Below are 18,898 nucleotides of genomic sequence, written 5' to 3' on the forward strand. Positions count from 1 at the left end.
ATCAGATAATCAATTTAGTTTTTAGATAAAGGAATTCCTTTAAAATGATCCATTATCCACATCTTTTATAAATTGTATCAATCCAGAGAAATAAGCTTCAGGATCGTCATATTGAGATATATGTCCTGATTCTGTGGTTAAACTTCTGCCGTTTTGTACTTGGGTACTCATCCATTCTATGTATTTAGGATCCATGGTGTCATACGTACCACCAATCATTAAAGTGGGAATTTTCAGTTCAGGTAAGCGATTAGAAATATCCCAACCTTTTAACGAGGCATTTCCAGTGACTCCAAATTCGCTATAGCCTTGCATGTATATGTAAATGTTTGGATTGAGATGTGAAAAACTACGATTGATAAATTCTGGCCATTCATCTAAAGGCATATGTAAGACGTGTTTGGTGTAGTAATGCTGTGTGACCAATTCTGTATATCGTGGATTGCCAAAATCTTTCTTGGCTTCCATAGCTTTGATTTCTTTATAAATTTCTGGAGGTAATTGCGGTCCTAAAACATCTGCCGCATATTTTTCATATTCAGGAAAGCTTGCCATCATATTTGAAATGATTAAACCTTTTAAATTATCTTGATGTTTCAATGCGTATTCCATCGCTAACATTCCACCCCAAGATTGTCCAAGTAAGTAAAAATTATCTTTGTCAAGACTCAAGGCTTTTCGAACCTGTTCAACTTCATCCACAAAATGCTCAATCGTCCAAAGAGTTGAATCGTTTGGTTTATCGCTATGATAACTATCCAATTGATCATAATAGATGTATTCAATTTCTTCGTTTGGTAAGTAGCCATCAAAATTTTCAAAAAATTCGTGAGTGCCACCTGGTCCTCCATGAAGTAATAACACTTTCATTTTCGGGTTATTTCCCACGCGTTTTGTCCAAACGTTAAAAGTGCCTTTAGGGGTTTTAATAGGAATCATTTTAATGCCTCCCGTTTTTTGATCGTCACTATTGGAATAATCGAAATATGAAGATTTAATTTCGGTTTTGGTGGTTGTTGTGCTCGTTTTTTCGGCTTGTTTTTCACCACAGCTTAAAATAAATGTTGCTGAAAGAATGAGAAGATAAATTGATTTTTTCATTTTGGTTGGTTTATTACTTTCTTGAAAGTTAATCAGTTATTGGCTTATTTATGCTTTTTTAAATTATTTTCTTTAAATAAAACGAATGAACAGATGGAGCAAACCACACATCCGATTTAAATAGGCTTTTAGTGTTCTACTTGTATGGAAACTGTAATTGGGTCTATTACGGTATGCTTTTTTTTAAAAACTTCAGTAGCTGGATCATTTAAAATAGCTTGAAACTTAACCATATCTGTGACTTCGATTGTCATAGCTACAGAATTGGGATCATCAGTATCTTGGAACGTTTTAATGCCTGATATGGCAGGTTTAAATATATCAAGTCTGTCTTGATGGCCTTTAAGCCATGTGTCAAAACTTCCTACTTTGTGTCTGGTTACGATTGTTGTTTTCATATTTTTCATATTTAAATAGTTTTGCCTACTCTCATCGGTTTCCTGCCTGCCGTCAGGTAGGTAGGTAGGTAGGTAGGCTTACCTGGTTTTTATTTTACTTCATCTCCGCATCAGCTAATTTTTTGGTGTCTACATACTGTTGAAATGCAATTACTTTCCCATCCTTTAATGTCCACAAATGTGCGGCTTGCGCATTATATGCTTTACTGGTTTCTTTATTTTTAGCATCATACCTTAACGTAGCTAGAACCTGATTGTTACTCATGTCGTGAAGCTTGATGTTAGCTAGGTTGAAATAGTCATGATTAGCTCCAAGACGTGCAAAAACCCCATTTAAAATAGCATCTGGACCAATGTATGGATTGCCATCTGCCATAGAGTTACTTTCAGCTTCATTCCATTCTATTTTAGGATTCATAGAACCCAATACCGTTGGCATATCGCCTGTGGCGAATGCATTATACATAGTGTCAATGATTTGGGTGTTTTGATTATTTTTCATGTGTTTATTTTTATTGTTTTTTTAATGGTCACATGCTGTTCGCTTTTAATCATTCCTACAGATGATAACGCTTTTAGCATGCTCGTTTCATAATTCTTGATTTTAGTTTATGTTTTTTTTAATTGTAATTTATTTTAGATTACTCTTCTCTCGGTAAGCGTAAATCTCTTTGTGCAATTTGATATACCAACGCTGCAATGACTGTCGCGTTAATCATCATATCGCGTTCTGGAACATATTCTAATGCATCTAAATTTGTGTGATGCGTTACTGTACTATAGTTTAAAGGGTCTTGAATGATTTGAAATCCTGGAATTTTGTAATAATCAAATACATCATGATCTGTAAAATTGGTGTTTTGAATGGTTAAATTATTAACATCTAAATACGAATAAGTTTCTAACATGTTTTCAAAAATGGGTCTGACTGCTTCGTTTCCTTGTAAATAAATACCTCGCATCTGTCCAGCGCCATTATCCATATTTAAGTATGCAGAGATTTTTTCAACCTCCTTTTTCCGAGTCGTTTCTTTTGCTTTTCCATAGTGATTTTCAGCATACGACATAGAACCTAAATACCCTTGTTCTTCGCCTCCCCAAAGTGCAATTCTAATCGTGCGTTTTGGTTTTAATCCAGATGCTTTAATAATTCGCATCACTTCCATCATAACAGCAGAGCCTGCGCCATTATCTGTTGCTCCAGAAGCTGGATGCCAAGAATCAAAATGTGCTCCAATCATGACCACTTCATCTTTTAATTTTAAATCTGACCCTGTAATTTCTGCGATAATATTGACATTGTTTTTAGGGTTTAGATATAATTCAGAATCTAAATGGAATTTAATTTTTGGCGTAATTCCTCTAGCGTTTAAGCGTTTTAATTTTCCGAAACTTTCTGGCGAAATGGCAAAATAGGGTACAGGCTTTTCATGGCTTTCTCTAAAATTGTACGTGCCACTTGGATGAATAACACCAGGAAAAAATGGCGTTGTTCCTAAAATACTTAAAGCGCCTTCTGCTTTTAAAAAGGCGAAAAAAGCATCGTCTTTCCTCATAAAAGTCTCAAAAACAACCTCTAAATCTTCAATTAAATTTAGATCTCCTGCTGATGAGCCTAATGGATTATTCGGTACAGGTAAAATCGATTTTTCGGCTGTCTCGATTTGGTTTTCCGTAAATCGTGTTGCAAGGGCATTAAATAGCATGTTTTGTTCTGGTGCTGACCCTATCAATATGGTTTTTCCATTTAGTTTTCCATGCCATTGTTTTTTAATTTGTTCTAAATTAGACCAGTTTTCAATCCATATCATATCGCCAATTTGTACACCATTGGAACTTTCTGTCCAAGCATACGGATAAGCTTGTATTTTCATATAAGCAGGTTCTGTCATTTCTACATTGAAAGATTTGACTTCCCAACCCATACAATCATCACAATAGTTTTCGAAGTAAACTTTATCAACTCCCCAGCTTTCTATGGTTTTCTTTGCCCATTCTGCAGCTGTGTAATATTGATTTGTTCCAGTTAAACGAGGGCCATAAACATCAGACAGATCTGAAATAAGACTCATGACTTGCGATTTCTGAAAACCTTCGGTATTAATTTTAGAAAGTGCTTGCGGCAGTGTTTGGCTGGTAGCAACGTATCCTATGAAAAGGAATGTTGCGATAAGAGTTTTTGATGTGATTTTCATGGTTTTATATTTAATGTTTTTCATTTGCATTAATCATTATTGCGTCTTGTGTACTTCCAATTCTATCTCAATCATAAATTCTGGAATTGCCAACTCTTTAACACCAAGCCAAGAACCCGTAGGAAATTGTTTTTTATAGATTTCTGTTCTGTAACCTGCAAATTCTAAAAACTTGGCCATATCAGTTGTGAATACGTTTTCCACGACTACATCGTCAAATGTGCAGCCATAATGTTTTAATATTTTATATAGATCAGCATAACAGTTTTTCATTTGTTGTTCTAAATCGCCAATGGCAGTAGGGTTTCCTTCGTCATCCATACTAACAGCACCAGAGACTTTAATAGAATTTCCAATTTTTACAGCATGCGTGTAACCATAAGCCTTTTCTACTTCTGGACGCAGTAGAAAATAGTCTGGTGTTTCATTTGCAACAACGGTTTCAGTGGATACTGGTTTTTCTACGGTTGTTTCCGTTTTGGTTTTCTTGTTACAGCTTGATATTGAAATAGCAGTCACTAAAGCAATTACCAATAGTGTAAATTTTGTTGTTCTCATATTTATTCGATTTAATGATTATATGAATTTTATAGTTTATAAGCAATTGCAGCACTGGATGGTCCTGCCAAAGGCATTAATTCTGTAGTTGAGAAACCTGCTTTTTTTGCCCATTTATTGAAATCGGAGAACGTGTAATTAAAACCATCGCCTGTTTCTATAAGCATATTTAGGCTCATCATTAAGCCAAAGACATTTTCTTTTCGCTGGTCATCAATAACATGTTCAATGGCAATAAAAACGCCTCCTTTTGGTAAAGCATCATAGGCCGTTTTCATGAGTTTAATTTTTGTTTCTTCATCCCAATCATGTAGTATATTTCCCATGGTTACAATGTCTGATTTTGGTAATGCATCTTTAAAAAAGTCACCATTCGTCACTTTTACTTGTTCTGTCATTTTAAATTTTTGTACCGTCTCTTTCGCCATAAATTCCAACGCAGGTAAATCAAACGTTGTACATTTTATGTGTGGATTGTGTTTGGCAATCATAACAGAGAGCACACCTGCTGAACCTCCAGCATCTACAAGCGTTTTGTAGTTTGAAAAGTCGAATTTTTCTGCCAAGGCTATAAAGTTGCCCATTTGCACACCTGTCATACCATCGACGAATTTTTTGAACATTTCAGGATCTTTACTTATAAAATCGAAAATGTTCTCGCCATTATCTTTTATTTCATGTTGAATCAAACCGGTTTTTAATCCATTATCGAGTTTTGCCCAAACATTCCAGCCTTGTTCATTCTGCATTTCAAGAATGCCTCCAATGTAGGATGGTTTGTCTTTGTCTAAAAAAATAGCTGTATCCACAGTATTAGAATAGTGTGCAGTTTCTAAAAGACCTTCACGTTCTAAAAAGCTCAAACCGGTTAGGCAATCTAAAAAATCATACAGGTTTCTGTCGCTGCATTTTAATTCTAAAATATTTTTGATGGCTTTTGCAGACATCGATCCGTGTTTCGCTAAATGGGTGAATAATTGAAAATTTACGGCAGTCAATAAAACTTTTGATGCCCAAAATCCTGTTCCCATTTGTAGGATTGCGGCTGGTGTTGGTTGTATTGTTGTGGTTTCCATTATTTTTAATTATTTAGTATTTAAAATTTTAATTCTGCTTTTGTTCAATTGATTAATGCATTTTTAACAGCAGTTTATTAAGAATTATATTCCTTTAAAGTTGACATTACAGAATTAAACGGTAATCCCAAATCATGTTCAGCAAGTTGGTTTTGATAAATTATTTTTGGTAGGTTTTCAGGTGCTTGATTGTTTAGCATCAAGTTGATATCTGAAACAGGATACGTTTCGCTGCTCAATAAATAGTTTTTGCCATGTAACCCAGAAATAGTGGCTGCTTTATACGCGGCAATTGCTACATCTGTTACATTAACAACTGCCATTTCCGCATTGGTATCATAAAGCATTTGGATAAACGGATTGGGAGCTAAATTGTTTTTTATTAAATACTGTAAACCTGTTGAGGTAGAATCTTCTCGTTGTGACATGGATTTTCCAAAAACGGCAACTGGAGACAGACTTGTAATTTCTACGTTGGCGTTTGGATGGGCTTTTATAAAACTATTTACGGTTTGATTGGCCAGAAATTTTGCCTGTGCGTAAGGATGACTTTCTTCACTAAAAAAAGGCGTGTCTTTTTCATTAAAAGTATCTGATGCCATTTTGTTACCAGGCGGTAAGGGAAAGTTTGTATTATATGCAGCAACTGATGCCATGATGACCACTTTTTTAATGGTAGAAACTTTATTAATAACTTCTAGAAAATTTTCGGTGCCTTTAATGGTTGGATCAAATAATTCCGTTTTGGCATCTTTAAAGTCCAATTGAAATGGTGTGCCACCATGAATGACAATATCACAGTTTGAAACAAACTGTTTTAATTGATTTTTGTCTCTTACATCCAATTCGCTAATATGTAAGTTTTCAGCATTTTTTAAATTCATTAAATGCTGATATTTACTTTCATTGGAAATATCTGTTGTAGAAGCTTTTACCTCAAAACCATTTTCTAAAAATGTTTTGGTAATGTGGCTTCCTATAAACCCTGAACCGCCGATGATGCCTACTTTTTTCATGTCCTATTGTTTTGCTAATTTGTTGTCTATTTTGTCATTTTTTCTCCATAAATGCCGGAATTTAGTTGTTATAAACTCACATTCCGTTGGTTGTCTTCCTGATAATTCTCTAGTAACTTGAATGATATGATCTTGAATTACCTCCATTTTTAAATTACGCACTTCTACTTGTGTCCACTAGTTTTCAATGACCTCATTTAATGTAATCGTGTTTCTTTTCTATTTTTCAGGAACTGAACTATTAGTAAGTAATTTTTAATTTGGTATTAATATTTTAAGTGTTTCAGCTGTTGGCATGTTATGAGATAAGGCATCATAAAAAGCCCTTAATTGCGTTTTGTCAGATTTGGTAATAGCTGATTGCGCATAAGAGCTATAAAAGCCCAATGGCATAAACAGAAATATTATTGTTTTATAGTATTTCATAATTAATAGCTTTTTAATGTTGAATAAAAGCAGGTAGAAAAGAATGCATTCGCCACATAAGGGTAATAATAACTTCACTAAAACTAATTTTGACGAGCCTCTATAAATTCCCTCTAAAAATTTTATCTACCTGTTTGTTTTTATTGTGAGATTTACTCCAAGACTTTTTAAGTCTATTTCTTTTTTCTACTTTTAAATGCCCAGCTTGTATTTTTCATAACATTGGACATGTCATAATAATACCGAATCATGGAAACCATGGCTTTATCTTTTTTAACCACATCATCTTCTTTGGCGTTGCTTATTTCAGAAGAATCTGCAAGTAGGTTTCTTTCATGAGATTTATTTCTATAGTTTTTAATTAAAGTTTCACACGTTTTAACTTTTACCAATTTTTGATGAACTGGTTTTTCCAACTTATCACAACTGATACTTAAAATAAAAACTAGCCCGAATAGAAAACTATATTTCATAATATTTAGCTTTTTGTAAATTATTATCTTGTTAGAATTCAATAAGTTTGACACGTTATACCAACATTCAAAAATTAGAAAAACCTCCTGTGTTTTTAATAAATCTTGTTAAACTATAAAACATGTCGGTTGAGAAAAAAGCTCACTTGTTAGTAGGCAACGAAAATGCCTTGTAAATAATAGACAAACAAATACATTGGTTTAAATTCCCTACTTTATTCCCCACGCTAATGTTTAATTTACTTGAATTCTCATGATTCACTTATGAGTTATGCCGGTGATTTATAGGTCATTATTCACTTGGAACTGGCTTGTTTTTAGCTATTTCCATTTGTTGTAAATCCAGAGCTAATTTTGATATATCCCAATAGCCTACCTCTCTGACTATTTTGCCATTTAGAAAACGGGCTGTAATATGTGCTGGAATTGTATATTCCTTATTATTTTCTTTTAAACGCGCTTTCCAATCTCCCCAGAAATTCACCCAAGTTTCACCTTCATCTGTAATTACCATTTCATATTCGACATCTTCAGGGTTATATTTCCAGGAATGAAACAGGCTCGCATCTTTTTTATTTTGTGCAATTTCTTGATCAATAGTTTTGGCAAATTCTAGAGTTGTATTGCTCATAATTTTGGCCGTATCTGCATAATGCGATTTGTATGTTGCCCAATCTTGCTTTTGATATGCATCTATTACTTGTTTGAACGAGTCTATTTCTGGAGATTGCATGGTATATCGCTTTTCTGTTTGCTCACATGCTGTACATAGGATTATTGCAAACCCTATTAAGAATAGTTTTTTCATATTATTTAATTTATAATTGAAACCTACTGGATTGTTTCCGGTAGGTTTCAGTTTGGTTGTTATTTTTTAGCTGTATAGCCTAAATCTGGTCTCATACGTCCTGTTTTTACTTCATATTTTTCTAGAAGCACATAGATATCAGCAAATAGTTTTGCACCTTCATTTCCTAAAAGTGAGTTGTTTTCGGTGGATGTTTTGGAATAGGTCTGCTCATCTTTTGCAGAAATACTAGCTATGTAATACTCTCCCATAGTACCAAATCCACTTCTATAAATTCTATAGTATTCTTTCGAATTCTTTTTTTCATAGAGAGCTTTTATTTCCTTAATTTTTTCATACAGTGCTTGCTCGTTTGCAGGCGTTACATGAAAATAATGCCATTTCCGGTAATTTTGTTCGGGCGTATTGGTTGTTAAACCATTTGGCATATAGGATAAATCCTTCATTAGATAAAGAATATAATCGCCATGTTTATCATAGCACGTATCGAAGTTTTCAAAAATGGCTTGGAAATTTTTTTCTCCCATTTTTTCCATTAAAGGAGCCAAAGGGTTCTTGTCTAAATCTGCCATGTTTGCTATTGGCATGATATTTAAATACATGCCATCATCTGTGCGAGCAGTTACCCAATCTGAATTTTTCAAATCATGCTTTTTACAAGCTGCTATAAAATCTTGTGTTATTTGCTCATAATTTGTCTGTTTGCTGGGTTTTACCTGATCAGCATGAATCCAATAAGCTTGGTTTTGAGCCGTTAATACTACAGGAGTCAGCATGCATATGATTAATAGCAACGTAATTGTTTTAATTGTTTTCATAATTGTAAGTTTTAAGTTAGTTGATTATTATTCCATGCTTAATTCCTTTTCTAGCATAAAAGTGTAGCTCCAAATATCTTTTACGGATTCTCTAAATTTCTCTCGCGTTTCTAAAGTTTTTTTCTCACCATGAACACTTTCATAAACCTTCCATACATTGTCTTCATTCATATCCATTGCAGCAAAATCTTTATAGGGTGTTGAAACAAAATAATTAGCTCCCTCGCCTCCCATTACTCGGTACCAATAGCCTCTTTTGTCTCCTTCTTTAGATGATATGGCAGAAGTGACCTCTTTTATAATTTTATTAAATGTAAAGTCGTCCTCAACCTCAAAGTTTGTTACCCAAACAATAGTCGCATCGCCAAAAGGGGCTTTTCGGCTCATTTGTGGCCAAGATCTCGTTGTATTAAATTCTGAACTTTCAATGAAAGGCATTATCGACTCTAGGGCAACGTTACGACATGTATTTCCTGCTGCGTCTACCTTGCTCATTTCAGCCCAGTTTGCCATGTTATCTGTAAGTACATACACATTTCCTTTACCTTGCAAACGGTGCCATACATTCCATTTCTCGGTTCCGTTATTGTCTTGATAGCATTTATTCCATTTTTTGACACCATCGGTAAAATTGTTGTCTTGCCCAAACTTAACCGTGAATTCGGTTAGGTTCATAATAAAGCTTTCTTGTTCTTGAGCGTTTGTAGAACAAGGGATTAGTAATAGCAAAGTGGCTAATACCATAATTGATTTAATAGTTTTCATGATTACTAGTTTTAAAAGATTAATTAATAGCGTAACACATTTCGTGTTGCTCTAAATAACTGATAATCAAAGAAAATGGCAAGTGTGTTAGGATGAGGATATCCTGTGTCTGTCCGAAAGTAGTATTTTATTTATCCGCACTTTAAATAGTATGTAACCTATTGAGTAGTTCTTCTTTTAAGCTCTTGCTCAATGGAATAGCCTTTTTTGAAATAACAACGTGACTGGTTGCTATTTCATCAATATGAGAGATATTTACAATAAAGGATCTGTGAATTCGTAAGAAGAGATTGGTTGGTAATTTTTCGTCCAAATCTTTTAAAGTCATTACCAGTAGGTATTCTTTTGTCTTGGAATAGATGCGGCAATAATTACGTTCTGCTTCAATATATAGTATATTACAAATTGCGACTTTTACCATTTTATCATGGTGTCTTACAAATATGCAGTCGCTTAATACAAATGGAGCCAGATCATTTTTAGGGTCGCTTTTTACTAATAATTCATCCTTTTGTATGTTGTTTATGGTAAGTTCAATAGCGTGTTGTAAATCTAATTTTTTAAATGGTTTAGAAATAAAAGCATGCGGATTAGTAGTTTTAGCTTTTGCAAAATGTGCATCGTCTGTATTGGCAGTCAAGTAAATGATGGGGATGTTATAATCTTGTTGCATGATTTGAGCCATTTCAATGCCATCAATACTACCTTTTAATTGAATGTCTAATAATAATATATCTGGTTTGTTTTCTTTTATGTGAATAAGTGCTTCTTCGCCTCGCGGTATAATTCCCGTTACTTCATAACCTAAATTGGTGAGTTGTAATGAAATATTAGCAGCAATAATCATTTCATCTTCAACAATTAATATTTTTATAGGTTGTTCCATTAAGCTGCTTTTTGGTGTTTAAATTGAAATGAAACGGAGGTCCCTTTTTCTCCATCTTCCTGCATGGTTCCGTTTAATTGTTGGGTTAATAGTTGAATAAGTTGCGACCCAAAACCGGTGCCTTTTGGTGCAAGGCCTAATACTTTTCCAATGCCATTATCGGTGACTTTTAAATGCAGAATTTCATTTGTTTTTTGTTCTAACTGAATGGATATTTTTCCAGTTTCGGTATTCGGAAACGCATATTTTATGGCATTGGTTAATAGCTCATTCACAATTAATCCAATAGGAACTGCTGTGTCCACATCCAATTCCAATTGCTCCATGGCACATTCTATTTTAATTTTGTTTTCAGCGTTAAATGAATCTAAAATACCATCACTCAAATTCAAGAAATAGTCCTTCATTTCTATAGAACCTAAATTGGTGCCTTGATAGAGCTTCTGATGAATAATTCCCATGGATTGCACCCGATTTTGACTCGCAATCATAGCGTCCTTTGTGGCAGAATCTTCCAATTGAGCCGATTGTAAAGCAATCAGGCTTTTTACCATTTCTAGGTTGTTTTTTACCCGATGATGAATTTCTTTTAGTAGCAATTCATTCTGATTGTTTTTGGTATCCAATTCGGCATTTAAGACTTGTAAAGCCTGCCGTTTTTTCCGAATGTTTCTAAAACTTAAAACCATACCTAATAAACTTAATGCTAGAATAGTTCCAATAGTAATGTAAAGGATTTGTGTTCTTTCTTGTTGGGCAATTTGAGTATTTTGAGCGGTAATGGTTTGATCTTTCTTTTCGGTTTCAAACTGCGTCATTAATTCGGACATGGTTTTATCACTCTCTATTTTTGCCGTACTATCACGCATAACAAGTGCCTTTTTTTGGAATTCTAATGCCAACGGATAATTTTTCAACTGTTCATAAATAGAACTTAAATGGTGATAGCCTTCTGTTAAATTGGATGCATCACCTTCAGATTCTTGTGTGGCTACTGTTTGTAATTGATATTTTAAAGCATCTTCATAGTTGCCTAATAGTAGATTAATTTCGCCAAGATTGGCTGTAATCACATAAATAGCATTTCCATAATTAACGGATTCTGCTTTGGTTAATGCCTGCTCATAAGCCATTTTAGCTTCTTCGTAATTCCCCATGCGCTTCAAGGCATTTGCGCGATTATTTGAGAAATTTAAAACATCATAAATTGAAAAATCAAGGGATTTCGCCAAAATAAGGGCTTCATCATAATAACCAAATGATGCTTCACTATTACCCATAGCTATTTGTGTATCTCCAGCTGCAGTGTAAGCATAAGCCAGTTCAACTTCCAAATTGTTTTCTTTACACAGGGCAATTGTTTTTAATGCATATTCGTAGGCTTCTTCATGCCTGCCTTGTTTGGTTAAATCTTCTGAAATCCGGTTATAAGCACCAGCAATTCCCAATTTATCATCTATAGACTCCATGAGTTTTAGAGCTTTCAGGTCAACCTTTAAAGCGTCTTCAATATTGCCTTGCCGCTTATGAACCCAACCAATTTTAAAATAGGTGGTAGCTTGGCCTTTTTTATCATCAATATCTGTATAACCTTTTAAAGCTTTATCAAAATTGATGGATGCTGAATCTAATTCCAATAGATTCGCATGCATGCGACCTTGCATTTCATAAAATTTTGGCTGCCAGTTTTTATTGTTAAATTCTTCTGATAATTGAACACCTTTTCTAGCATAAGTTTTAGCTAGATTTAAATCTGATTGGAAAGCAACAGCAACAATGTTGTCAAGTATTTCTAACTTTTTTTCTTGATTTTTCTCAAGATTAAGTACCACAGAAAGACTATCTATAGTTTTATTCGAATTGTTTTGGGCTGAAATATTTTGGACGTAGCAAAGCATAACTACCAGAAAGAGCGTAGCAATGGATGGTGTTTTTTTAATCATAAGTCTTTTTTTTATGCTATTATTAAAGACTTGAAGGTTTATAAATGTAGTAAAAAATAATTTAGTTGGGTGTTTATGTTCTTCTAATCTTAAAAAAAAGCTCTGTATGTTTTCGGTAGATAATCAATAAAATTTGTTTTTGATCAGATTAATAAGCGCGTTTTTGTACATTTAACCCGCTATTAATTAATAAATCATAAAATGAAAAAAACATTACTTTTAATATCAACAGTCGTAACTTCTATTGGTTTCGCACAATCACCAATTAATGATTTCTTTAGTATTCCGATGTCTTCATATGCTCTTGTAGAATCTACACCAGCATTAGATCAAAGTGCTTCAGGTGCTGGATTGACGTGGGATTTTACAAATTTAACTTCAGTAGGTACAAATACAGATACCTATGCTGCACCAGATGCTGCACAATTAGCAACTTATCCAGGAACAACCAATATTTCAACCATTACAACATCGGGTTCAGCGGACGAAAATAATATTTATGCTAAAGAAGAAATGTCTGGCGCTTTTTCTTTTACAGGTGTTTCAGCTGCAGGGTTTGAATTAAATTATGATGATAATAATGCGCTTTTGGGAACATTTCCCTTAAGCTATACTAATACAACATCCGATGCTGTAGCTGGTAGCTTTTCAAGCGATGCTGCTTCAGGAGATTTTACAGGAACCATAACAACTACGGTTGATGCGCATGGAACTTTAAACATGAATGATGTTGGTGAAGGTGCTTACAGTGGTAATGTTACTAGACTTAAAGTTGTTCAAAATTTAACCTTAACAGTTGTTATTTTTAATGGAACAGTTAATCAAACATCCTATTACTATTATGATAATAGTAACGGGAATCTTGTTTTTAGATCTAATACCGCGGAAATAGTGTTTGCTTTTGCAGGTATTAATGAAACGGTTACGCTTATGGAAAGTTTCTTAACCAATCCATTATCTACACCAACAAATGCTTTGGTTGCTAATGAATTTCGAGTGGTTCCAAACCCGGTGAATAATGTTTTAAACATTTCTTATAATGCACCAAATGCAATTCAATCTATTCGTGTTTCAGATATAAATGGACGCGTTATTTTAAGTTCTGTTGGGGCTTCGAAATCTATGGATGTATCTGGTTTACATAGCGGACTTTATATTGTAGCTGTTCAAACGAAAGGAGGACTTATGACGAAGAAGTTTCTGAAGAAATAAATTTTTAATCAATCTGAAAACAACTTTTAAAAATTATTGGTTAAAAGCGTTAGGTTGATTACTTTTGTGCAACTAAAAATTTAATGATTTTCTCTTGGTGAGAAAACTACAAACGAATTTATAAGATGAATTTACACGAATATCAAGGAAAAGAAATGTTAAGTAGTTTTGGTGTACGTATCCAGCGTGGTATTGTAGCTCAAAATGCTCAAGAAGCTGTTGCAGCTGCCAAAAAACTAACAGAAGATACTGGTACTGGCTGGCACGTTATTAAAGCCCAAGTTCATGCTGGTGGACGTGGTAAAGGTGGTGGTGTGAAAATTGCAAAAAGCCTTGAAGAGGTTGAAAGAATTGCAGGTGAAATCATCGGAATGGATTTAGTAACCCCGCAAACGTCTGCTGAAGGTAAGCGTGTTCATCAAGTATTGGTTGCCGAAGATGTTTATTATCCTGGTGATAATGAACCTGAAGAATATTATATGTCTGTTTTATTAAATCGTGCTACTGGTCGTAACATGATTATGTATTCTACGGAAGGTGGAATGGATATTGAAACAGTTGCCGAAGAAACGCCACATTTAATTTTTACTGAAGAAATTGATCCTTCTGTTGGAATTATGCCTTTTCAAGCTCGTAAAATTGCTTTTAATTTAGGACTGTCTGGTTTAGCTTTTAAAGAAATGACCAAATTCGTAACGGCATTATATACGGCTTATGATAAGTCTGATTCTTCATTATTTGAAATTAACCCAGTGTTAAAAACAAGTGATGACAAAATTATGGCTGTTGATGCGAAGGTAACAATGGATGAAAATGCATTATACCGTCATAAAGACTATGCCGCTTTACGCGATTTACGTGAAGAAAATGCTATTGAAGTAGAAGCTAAAGAAGCTGGACTAAACTATGTGGATCTTGACGGAAACGTTGGTTGTATGGTAAATGGTGCAGGACTTGCTATGGCAACTATGGATTTAATTAAGCAAGCAGGTGGTGAGCCAGCTAACTTTTTAGATGTTGGTGGTACAGCTGATGCTGCTCGTGTAGAAATGGCTTTCGAGTTAATTTTAAGAGATCCAAACGTAAAAGCAATCTTGATTAACATCTTTGGTGGTATTGTACGTTGTGATCGTGTTGCTCAAGGTGTTATTGATGCATACAAAAGCATGGGTAATATTGAAGTGCCAATTATTGTGCGCCTTCAAGGTACCAATGCGGATATTGCAAAAGAGTTGATTGATAATTCAGGGTTAGCCGTTATGAGTGCTACAGAATTTCAAGAAGCTGCAGATAAAGTACATGAAGTATTATCAAAATAATATAGATGATATTCTAATCATAAAAAAAGCTCTCAAATTATTTGGGAGCTTTTTTAGTTTATAGATGTAAACCACATTCGGTTTTCGGATTGTTATTCCATCGGCCGTTTCTGTCGTCTCCAGGAACTGTACAATGTTCGCATCCAATGGAGTTATAGCCTTTTGCTACTAACGGATGAAATGGTAATTGGTTTTCTTTAATATAGGCATCCCGAGCTTCTTTAGATATATCTAATAAGGGATAGAATTTTAAAATGCTTCCGCGTTGTTCAAAAATATCTAAACTCGCACGATGATCACTTTGCCATTCCATTAAACCAGAAACCCAAATATTAAAATGTTTCTTAATAGATTCTAATGGTTGTACCTTATTAATAGAGCAACAAAAATCAGGATTCTTTTTCCATGTTTCGTCTTGCGTTGTAAAAGCATGTTCCTCTTTTAATGCTCTAATAGATGTTACGTTTAGTCCATATAAATCTGTTAGCTTTTTCTTATATTTTATCGTGTCATCAAAGTGATAACCTGTATCAATGAAAAATACATGTTGCTCTTTATTAACATCAGAAACTAATTTTAGAAGAAACGCAGATGTCGCCGCAAAAGAACTGGTTAGCATAATTTCTTCTACATTAAAGTCAGTATATAAAGTTTCAATCCTCTGGCAAGGTGTTAAAAGCTTATATTTTTTATTGAGACGTGCAATGTCTTTCTTCGATAACTGTAAATTGGGAAGCGTAGTAGGTGGTTGAAACATGTAATTAAGATAAATTAGTCTTATATAGCAATATTAAGACGAACTTATCAGAGCACAAAGAAAATACCTACTTTTTTTCTGTTTTTTTTATCGGATTCCTTTTAGGCGCTGTAGCTTTTACTTTTCCTGCCAATTTAGGTTTCTTATCAGGTTTTGGGCCGCGTAAATGAATAACCAAACCATTTAAGAAATTTCGAAGAATTTGATCACCACATTCCACATAATTTGGGTGGTCTTCTTTTCTGAAAAATGCACCTAATTCACTCTTAGTAATTCTAAAATCAACGAGTTCTAAAATTTTTACAATTTCGTCATCACGTAATTGTAAGGCAACGCGTAATTTTTTAAAAATATCGTTGTTTGTCATGTTGTCCTTTTGTGTACTCATATAAGTCTGTTTCTAGTGTCAAATTATAAAAAATCGATGAAATGCACTTTTTATATAATTCTTTGATTGTCAGTTGATTAATTCGTTAATTTTGAGTAAATGTAAGAAAATAACGATAAAATGCATCCAATTTTTCGACAAGTTACAATTAATCATGGATTATCAAATAATCATTGTACGTATCTTTATACTGAAATAATTAATCTATTCCTCATGCTAATAAACAGGGTTGAAAAGTTAAGTCTCCTATCTGAAATGATTTCATTTGCTAAAAATGAAAGCGACCTAAAACCTATAGAATATAATTTTCTTTTGGCAATTGCTAGGCAACTTGATATTTCAAGAGAGGACTTCGATTACTTAATTGAAAATCCCATTAATTATATTCACTTAAAATCGCATAGTGAACGTATTGTACAATTTCATCGTTTAGTTTTACTCATGAATATTGATGAAGAAAGTTCACCTAAAGATAAAATTAAACTTCATAACTACGGGTTACGCATGGGTTTGAGCCATGAATCTATTAATAAAGTGTTATATCTAATGGAAAGTTTCCCTAATAAAGTGGTTCCACCGGATGTGCTTATTGATATTTTTAAAGTGCAGTATAATTAGTTATACTTTCAGTTTTTCTTAATATTTTTTTTATCAAATTGAGTAACCTAGAATAGGTAGATAGTTTTTAAATTATTGATGCTTTATCTTCTAAATCTTCTTTGGTAGGAACGTTTAATTCCTATCTGCAATCAATGCGCTTTCAAAATCCAATTCATTTTGAATTTTCCGATTACCATTAAACTTACTAATTATTGCTGTTCCACGGCATCTTTTTATTAATGTTCCTTGTTGGCTTTTTCTTTACCATATCAATGGGTGCGAAATACAACACAATGGCTAAAGACGCAGAGAATGGTTTTGATTTATAATTATTGTTGTTATAACCGTTTTGGCATTGAATTCAAGAGGAGCATTCACACCAGTAATTGGTGAGTATGAATATTATTCGTAATAATATTTAAAAGTGATATTAGTCATATTTCAACTCAAACACCTATCGTATATTTACGATAAACTATACCATACCAAAAAGATGTCAGAATTTGAAGATGATTATTTAGACAATCACTATATACACCGTAGCAATTGGTTAAGAGCTGCTGTCCTTGGGGCAAATGATGGTATTTTATCAACAGCAAGTTTGGCAATAGGTGTTGCCGCTGCAAGTAATTTTAGAGAACCAGTTATATTGGCAACTGTAGCTGGATTAGTTGCTGGTGCTTTATCAATGGCAGCAGGAGAATATGTTTCTGTAAGTTCTCAAACAGATATTGAGCAAGCTGACATTGAAAGAGAAAAGCAAGAACTAAAAGAAATGCCTGAAATTGAATTACTTCGATTGGCTGAAATTTATGAAAATAGAGGTTTAAATAAGCAAACAGCATTAACCGTGGCTAAACAGCTAACGGAAAAAGATGCTTTGGCAGCTCATGTAAGAGATGAGTTAGGTATTAATGATTTGAGTAAAGCAAATCCTATTCAGGCAGCCTTTGCTTCGGGAGCAGCCTTTACAGTTGGAGGTATACTTCCACTTTTAGTTGCACTGTTTCTACCTTTAAAAAGTATGGAATATTACCTCTACGGTTCGGCCATTTTATTCCTAATCATTTTAGGAGGTTTAGCGGCTAAAACAGGAGGTTCTAGTATTGGAAGAGCAATAATTAGAATTACTTTTTGGGGAACAGTTGCAATGGGACTCACGGCATTGGTCGGCTATTTATTTGGCGTTAGTTTAAGATAGAAAATGAATGCGTGATTTTATTTTAAAAAAACAGTGTTTAATAGTTGCACATTATTATGATATCAAAAAAATAAAGCAGACACATTAAAAATGAACATTATGAAAAAAACAGAGTATTCTAAAATATATCGAATTATTCATTGGGCTATTGCTGTTTCATTTCTGCTATTGTTAATTACAATTTTTTTGCGATTAACGTGGATGAACAAGTATAATGTAGCAGCTATTATACAAGATTATTTGAGTAGTAATGGCCAGCCTTTATCTCAAGACCAACTCCTTACTTTAGCAAAAAAGATAAGACAACCCATGTGGAATTGGCATATTTATATTGGGTATGTATTAACGGGATTATTTAGCATTCGTTTAATGCTTCCTTTTTTTGGACACATGAAGTTTCAAAATCCTTTTGGTAAAAATCTATCCCTAAAAGAGAAATTTCAAAAATGGACATATATTATTTTTTATATCTGTGTTGTTATTTCTTTAGTTACTGGACTTATAATAGAATTTGGTCCAAAAGAATTTAAAAAACCAATGGAAGAAATCCATGTACTTGGTATTTATTACTTGATCGGATTTATTATAATTCATGTTGTTGGGATACTTATAGCAGAATTTACAGACCAAAAAGGAATTATTTCTAGGATAATAAGTGGCTCGAAACCAGAACATAGATAAGAAAAAAGAAAAGAAACTTAGAACATACAGAGTATACTAAAACTTCAGTAAATTTTGCAATAGCGGTAGGACATCCGACACGTGTTACCATTTAAAGCATCTGGAAAATCAATCGTGTTGTTTCACAGGCGATTTGGTAGAAGTTTTTCCTTTGGCTCAATCTACCGTTTCTCAACATCTTAAATAATTAAAAAATGCAGGTCTTATTTAAGGAGAATTAAAACCACCCAAAATAAAGTACTGTATTAATCAAGAAAACTGGAACATGGCAAAAACA

22 protein-coding genes and 1 pseudogene are annotated in these 18,898 nt (G+C 33.6%); 6 read left to right on the forward strand and 17 right to left on the reverse strand.

Translation table 11 applies throughout. The features are described from left to right. Positions 1-39: 39 nt before the first annotated feature. From ES675_RS12860 to ES675_RS12920, 15 genes are all read right to left on the reverse strand, one after another. On the reverse strand, positions 40-1,101 hold the full coding sequence (locus ES675_RS12860) for a proline iminopeptidase-family hydrolase (protein WP_066254310.1): 1,062 nt from the start codon (positions 1,099-1,101) through the stop codon (positions 40-42). A 128-nt stretch (positions 1,102-1,229) separates the two neighbouring features. After that, positions 1,230-1,499 (reverse strand): hypothetical protein, encoded by a 270-nt coding sequence (locus ES675_RS12865; RefSeq protein WP_066254375.1) that lies wholly within the window; start codon positions 1,497-1,499, stop codon positions 1,230-1,232. Positions 1,500-1,593: 94 nt separating this feature from the next. Further along, positions 1,594-2,001: a nuclear transport factor 2 family protein gene (locus ES675_RS12870; protein WP_066254313.1), complete on the reverse strand. Its 408-nt coding sequence runs from the start codon at positions 1,999-2,001 to the stop codon at positions 1,594-1,596. Between the two features lie 139 nt (positions 2,002-2,140). After that, on the reverse strand, positions 2,141-3,694 hold the full coding sequence (locus ES675_RS12875; protein ID WP_066254377.1) for a M20/M25/M40 family metallo-hydrolase: 1,554 nt from the start codon (positions 3,692-3,694) through the stop codon (positions 2,141-2,143). Positions 3,695-3,730: 36 nt separating this feature from the next. Beyond that, positions 3,731-4,252, reverse strand: a complete 522-nt coding sequence (locus ES675_RS12880) for a RidA family protein (RefSeq protein WP_066254317.1) — start codon at positions 4,250-4,252, stop codon at positions 3,731-3,733. 29 nt (positions 4,253-4,281) lie between these two features. Continuing rightward, positions 4,282-5,328 carry a methyltransferase gene (locus tag ES675_RS12885; protein ID WP_066254321.1) on the reverse strand — a complete coding sequence of 349 codons (1,047 nt, stop codon included), beginning with the start codon at positions 5,326-5,328 and terminating at the stop codon, positions 4,282-4,284. 77 nt (positions 5,329-5,405) lie between these two features. Further along, positions 5,406-6,344 (reverse strand): NAD-dependent epimerase/dehydratase family protein, encoded by a 939-nt coding sequence (locus tag ES675_RS12890; protein ID WP_066254325.1) that lies wholly within the window; start codon positions 6,342-6,344, stop codon positions 5,406-5,408. 3 nt (positions 6,345-6,347) lie between these two features. Next, positions 6,348-6,491: a hypothetical protein gene (locus ES675_RS16460; RefSeq protein WP_170244090.1), complete on the reverse strand. Its 144-nt coding sequence runs from the start codon at positions 6,489-6,491 to the stop codon at positions 6,348-6,350. Between the two features lie 108 nt (positions 6,492-6,599). After that, positions 6,600-6,770, reverse strand: coding sequence for a hypothetical protein (locus ES675_RS16465; protein WP_157448689.1), 171 nt, complete (start codon positions 6,768-6,770; stop codon positions 6,600-6,602). A 173-nt stretch (positions 6,771-6,943) separates the two neighbouring features. Next, complete coding sequence (locus tag ES675_RS12895; protein ID WP_066254329.1) at positions 6,944-7,243, reverse strand: hypothetical protein; 300 nt, start codon at positions 7,241-7,243, stop codon at positions 6,944-6,946. Positions 7,244-7,535: 292 nt separating this feature from the next. Further along, complete coding sequence (locus ES675_RS12900; RefSeq protein ID WP_066254332.1) at positions 7,536-8,051, reverse strand: nuclear transport factor 2-like protein; 516 nt, start codon at positions 8,049-8,051, stop codon at positions 7,536-7,538. Between the two features lie 59 nt (positions 8,052-8,110). Beyond that, positions 8,111-8,869, reverse strand: coding sequence for a hypothetical protein (locus tag ES675_RS12905; RefSeq protein ID WP_066254337.1), 759 nt, complete (start codon positions 8,867-8,869; stop codon positions 8,111-8,113). Positions 8,870-8,896: 27 nt separating this feature from the next. Then, a complete protein-coding gene (locus ES675_RS12910; RefSeq protein WP_082985971.1) occupies positions 8,897-9,634 on the reverse strand; it encodes a hypothetical protein in 738 nt (245 codons plus the stop codon). A 142-nt stretch (positions 9,635-9,776) separates the two neighbouring features. Further along, positions 9,777-10,520: a LytR/AlgR family response regulator transcription factor gene (locus tag ES675_RS12915; protein ID WP_066254340.1), complete on the reverse strand. Its 744-nt coding sequence runs from the start codon at positions 10,518-10,520 to the stop codon at positions 9,777-9,779. After that, entirely contained in the window at positions 10,520-12,463 is a 1,944-nt protein-coding gene (locus ES675_RS12920; protein WP_066254343.1) for a tetratricopeptide repeat-containing sensor histidine kinase, read from the reverse strand. Before ES675_RS12920 ends, ES675_RS12915 begins: the two co-directional genes overlap by 1 nt. A gap of 201 nt (positions 12,464-12,664) precedes the next feature. On the opposite strand from ES675_RS12920, the gene ES675_RS12925 reads away from it, so the two are divergent. Both ES675_RS12925 and sucC read left to right on the forward strand, forming a co-directional pair. Next, positions 12,665-13,675, forward strand: a complete 1,011-nt coding sequence (locus tag ES675_RS12925; RefSeq protein WP_066254349.1) for a T9SS type A sorting domain-containing protein — start codon at positions 12,665-12,667, stop codon at positions 13,673-13,675. 125 nt (positions 13,676-13,800) lie between these two features. Continuing rightward, the gene (gene sucC / locus ES675_RS12930; protein ID WP_066254353.1) at positions 13,801-14,994 is read left to right on the forward strand and encodes an ADP-forming succinate--CoA ligase subunit beta; all 1,194 of its coding nucleotides are present in this window, start codon (positions 13,801-13,803) and stop codon (positions 14,992-14,994) included. Between the two features lie 58 nt (positions 14,995-15,052). On the opposite strand, the gene ES675_RS12935 is transcribed toward sucC, so the two are convergent. Further along, positions 15,053-15,751, reverse strand: coding sequence for a phosphoadenylyl-sulfate reductase (locus ES675_RS12935; RefSeq protein ID WP_066254359.1), 699 nt, complete (start codon positions 15,749-15,751; stop codon positions 15,053-15,055). 70 nt (positions 15,752-15,821) lie between these two features. Further along, positions 15,822-16,118, reverse strand: a pseudogene (locus tag ES675_RS12940) (DUF1456 family protein); the annotation flags it as partial. A gap of 234 nt (positions 16,119-16,352) precedes the next feature. Here ES675_RS12940 and ES675_RS12945 point away from each other — a divergent pair. From ES675_RS12945 to ES675_RS16645, 4 genes are all read left to right on the forward strand, one after another. Beyond that, on the forward strand, positions 16,353-16,757 hold the full coding sequence (locus ES675_RS12945; protein WP_066254386.1) for a hypothetical protein: 405 nt from the start codon (positions 16,353-16,355) through the stop codon (positions 16,755-16,757). Between the two features lie 475 nt (positions 16,758-17,232). Beyond that, positions 17,233-17,940 carry a VIT1/CCC1 transporter family protein gene (locus tag ES675_RS12950; RefSeq protein WP_066254361.1) on the forward strand — a complete coding sequence of 236 codons (708 nt, stop codon included), beginning with the start codon at positions 17,233-17,235 and terminating at the stop codon, positions 17,938-17,940. Between the two features lie 99 nt (positions 17,941-18,039). Further along, positions 18,040-18,621 carry a cytochrome b/b6 domain-containing protein gene (locus tag ES675_RS12955; RefSeq protein ID WP_066254389.1) on the forward strand — a complete coding sequence of 194 codons (582 nt, stop codon included), beginning with the start codon at positions 18,040-18,042 and terminating at the stop codon, positions 18,619-18,621. A gap of 133 nt (positions 18,622-18,754) precedes the next feature. Then, the gene (locus tag ES675_RS16645) at positions 18,755-18,808 is read left to right on the forward strand and encodes a hypothetical protein (RefSeq protein WP_231931314.1); all 54 of its coding nucleotides are present in this window, start codon (positions 18,755-18,757) and stop codon (positions 18,806-18,808) included. Positions 18,809-18,898 lie beyond the last annotated feature (90 nt).

The sequence above is a fragment of the Algorimicrobium algoritergicola genome, assembly GCF_008086165.1.
GTDB classification, from domain to species: Bacteria; Bacteroidota; Bacteroidia; order Flavobacteriales; family Flavobacteriaceae; genus Algorimicrobium; species Algorimicrobium algoritergicola.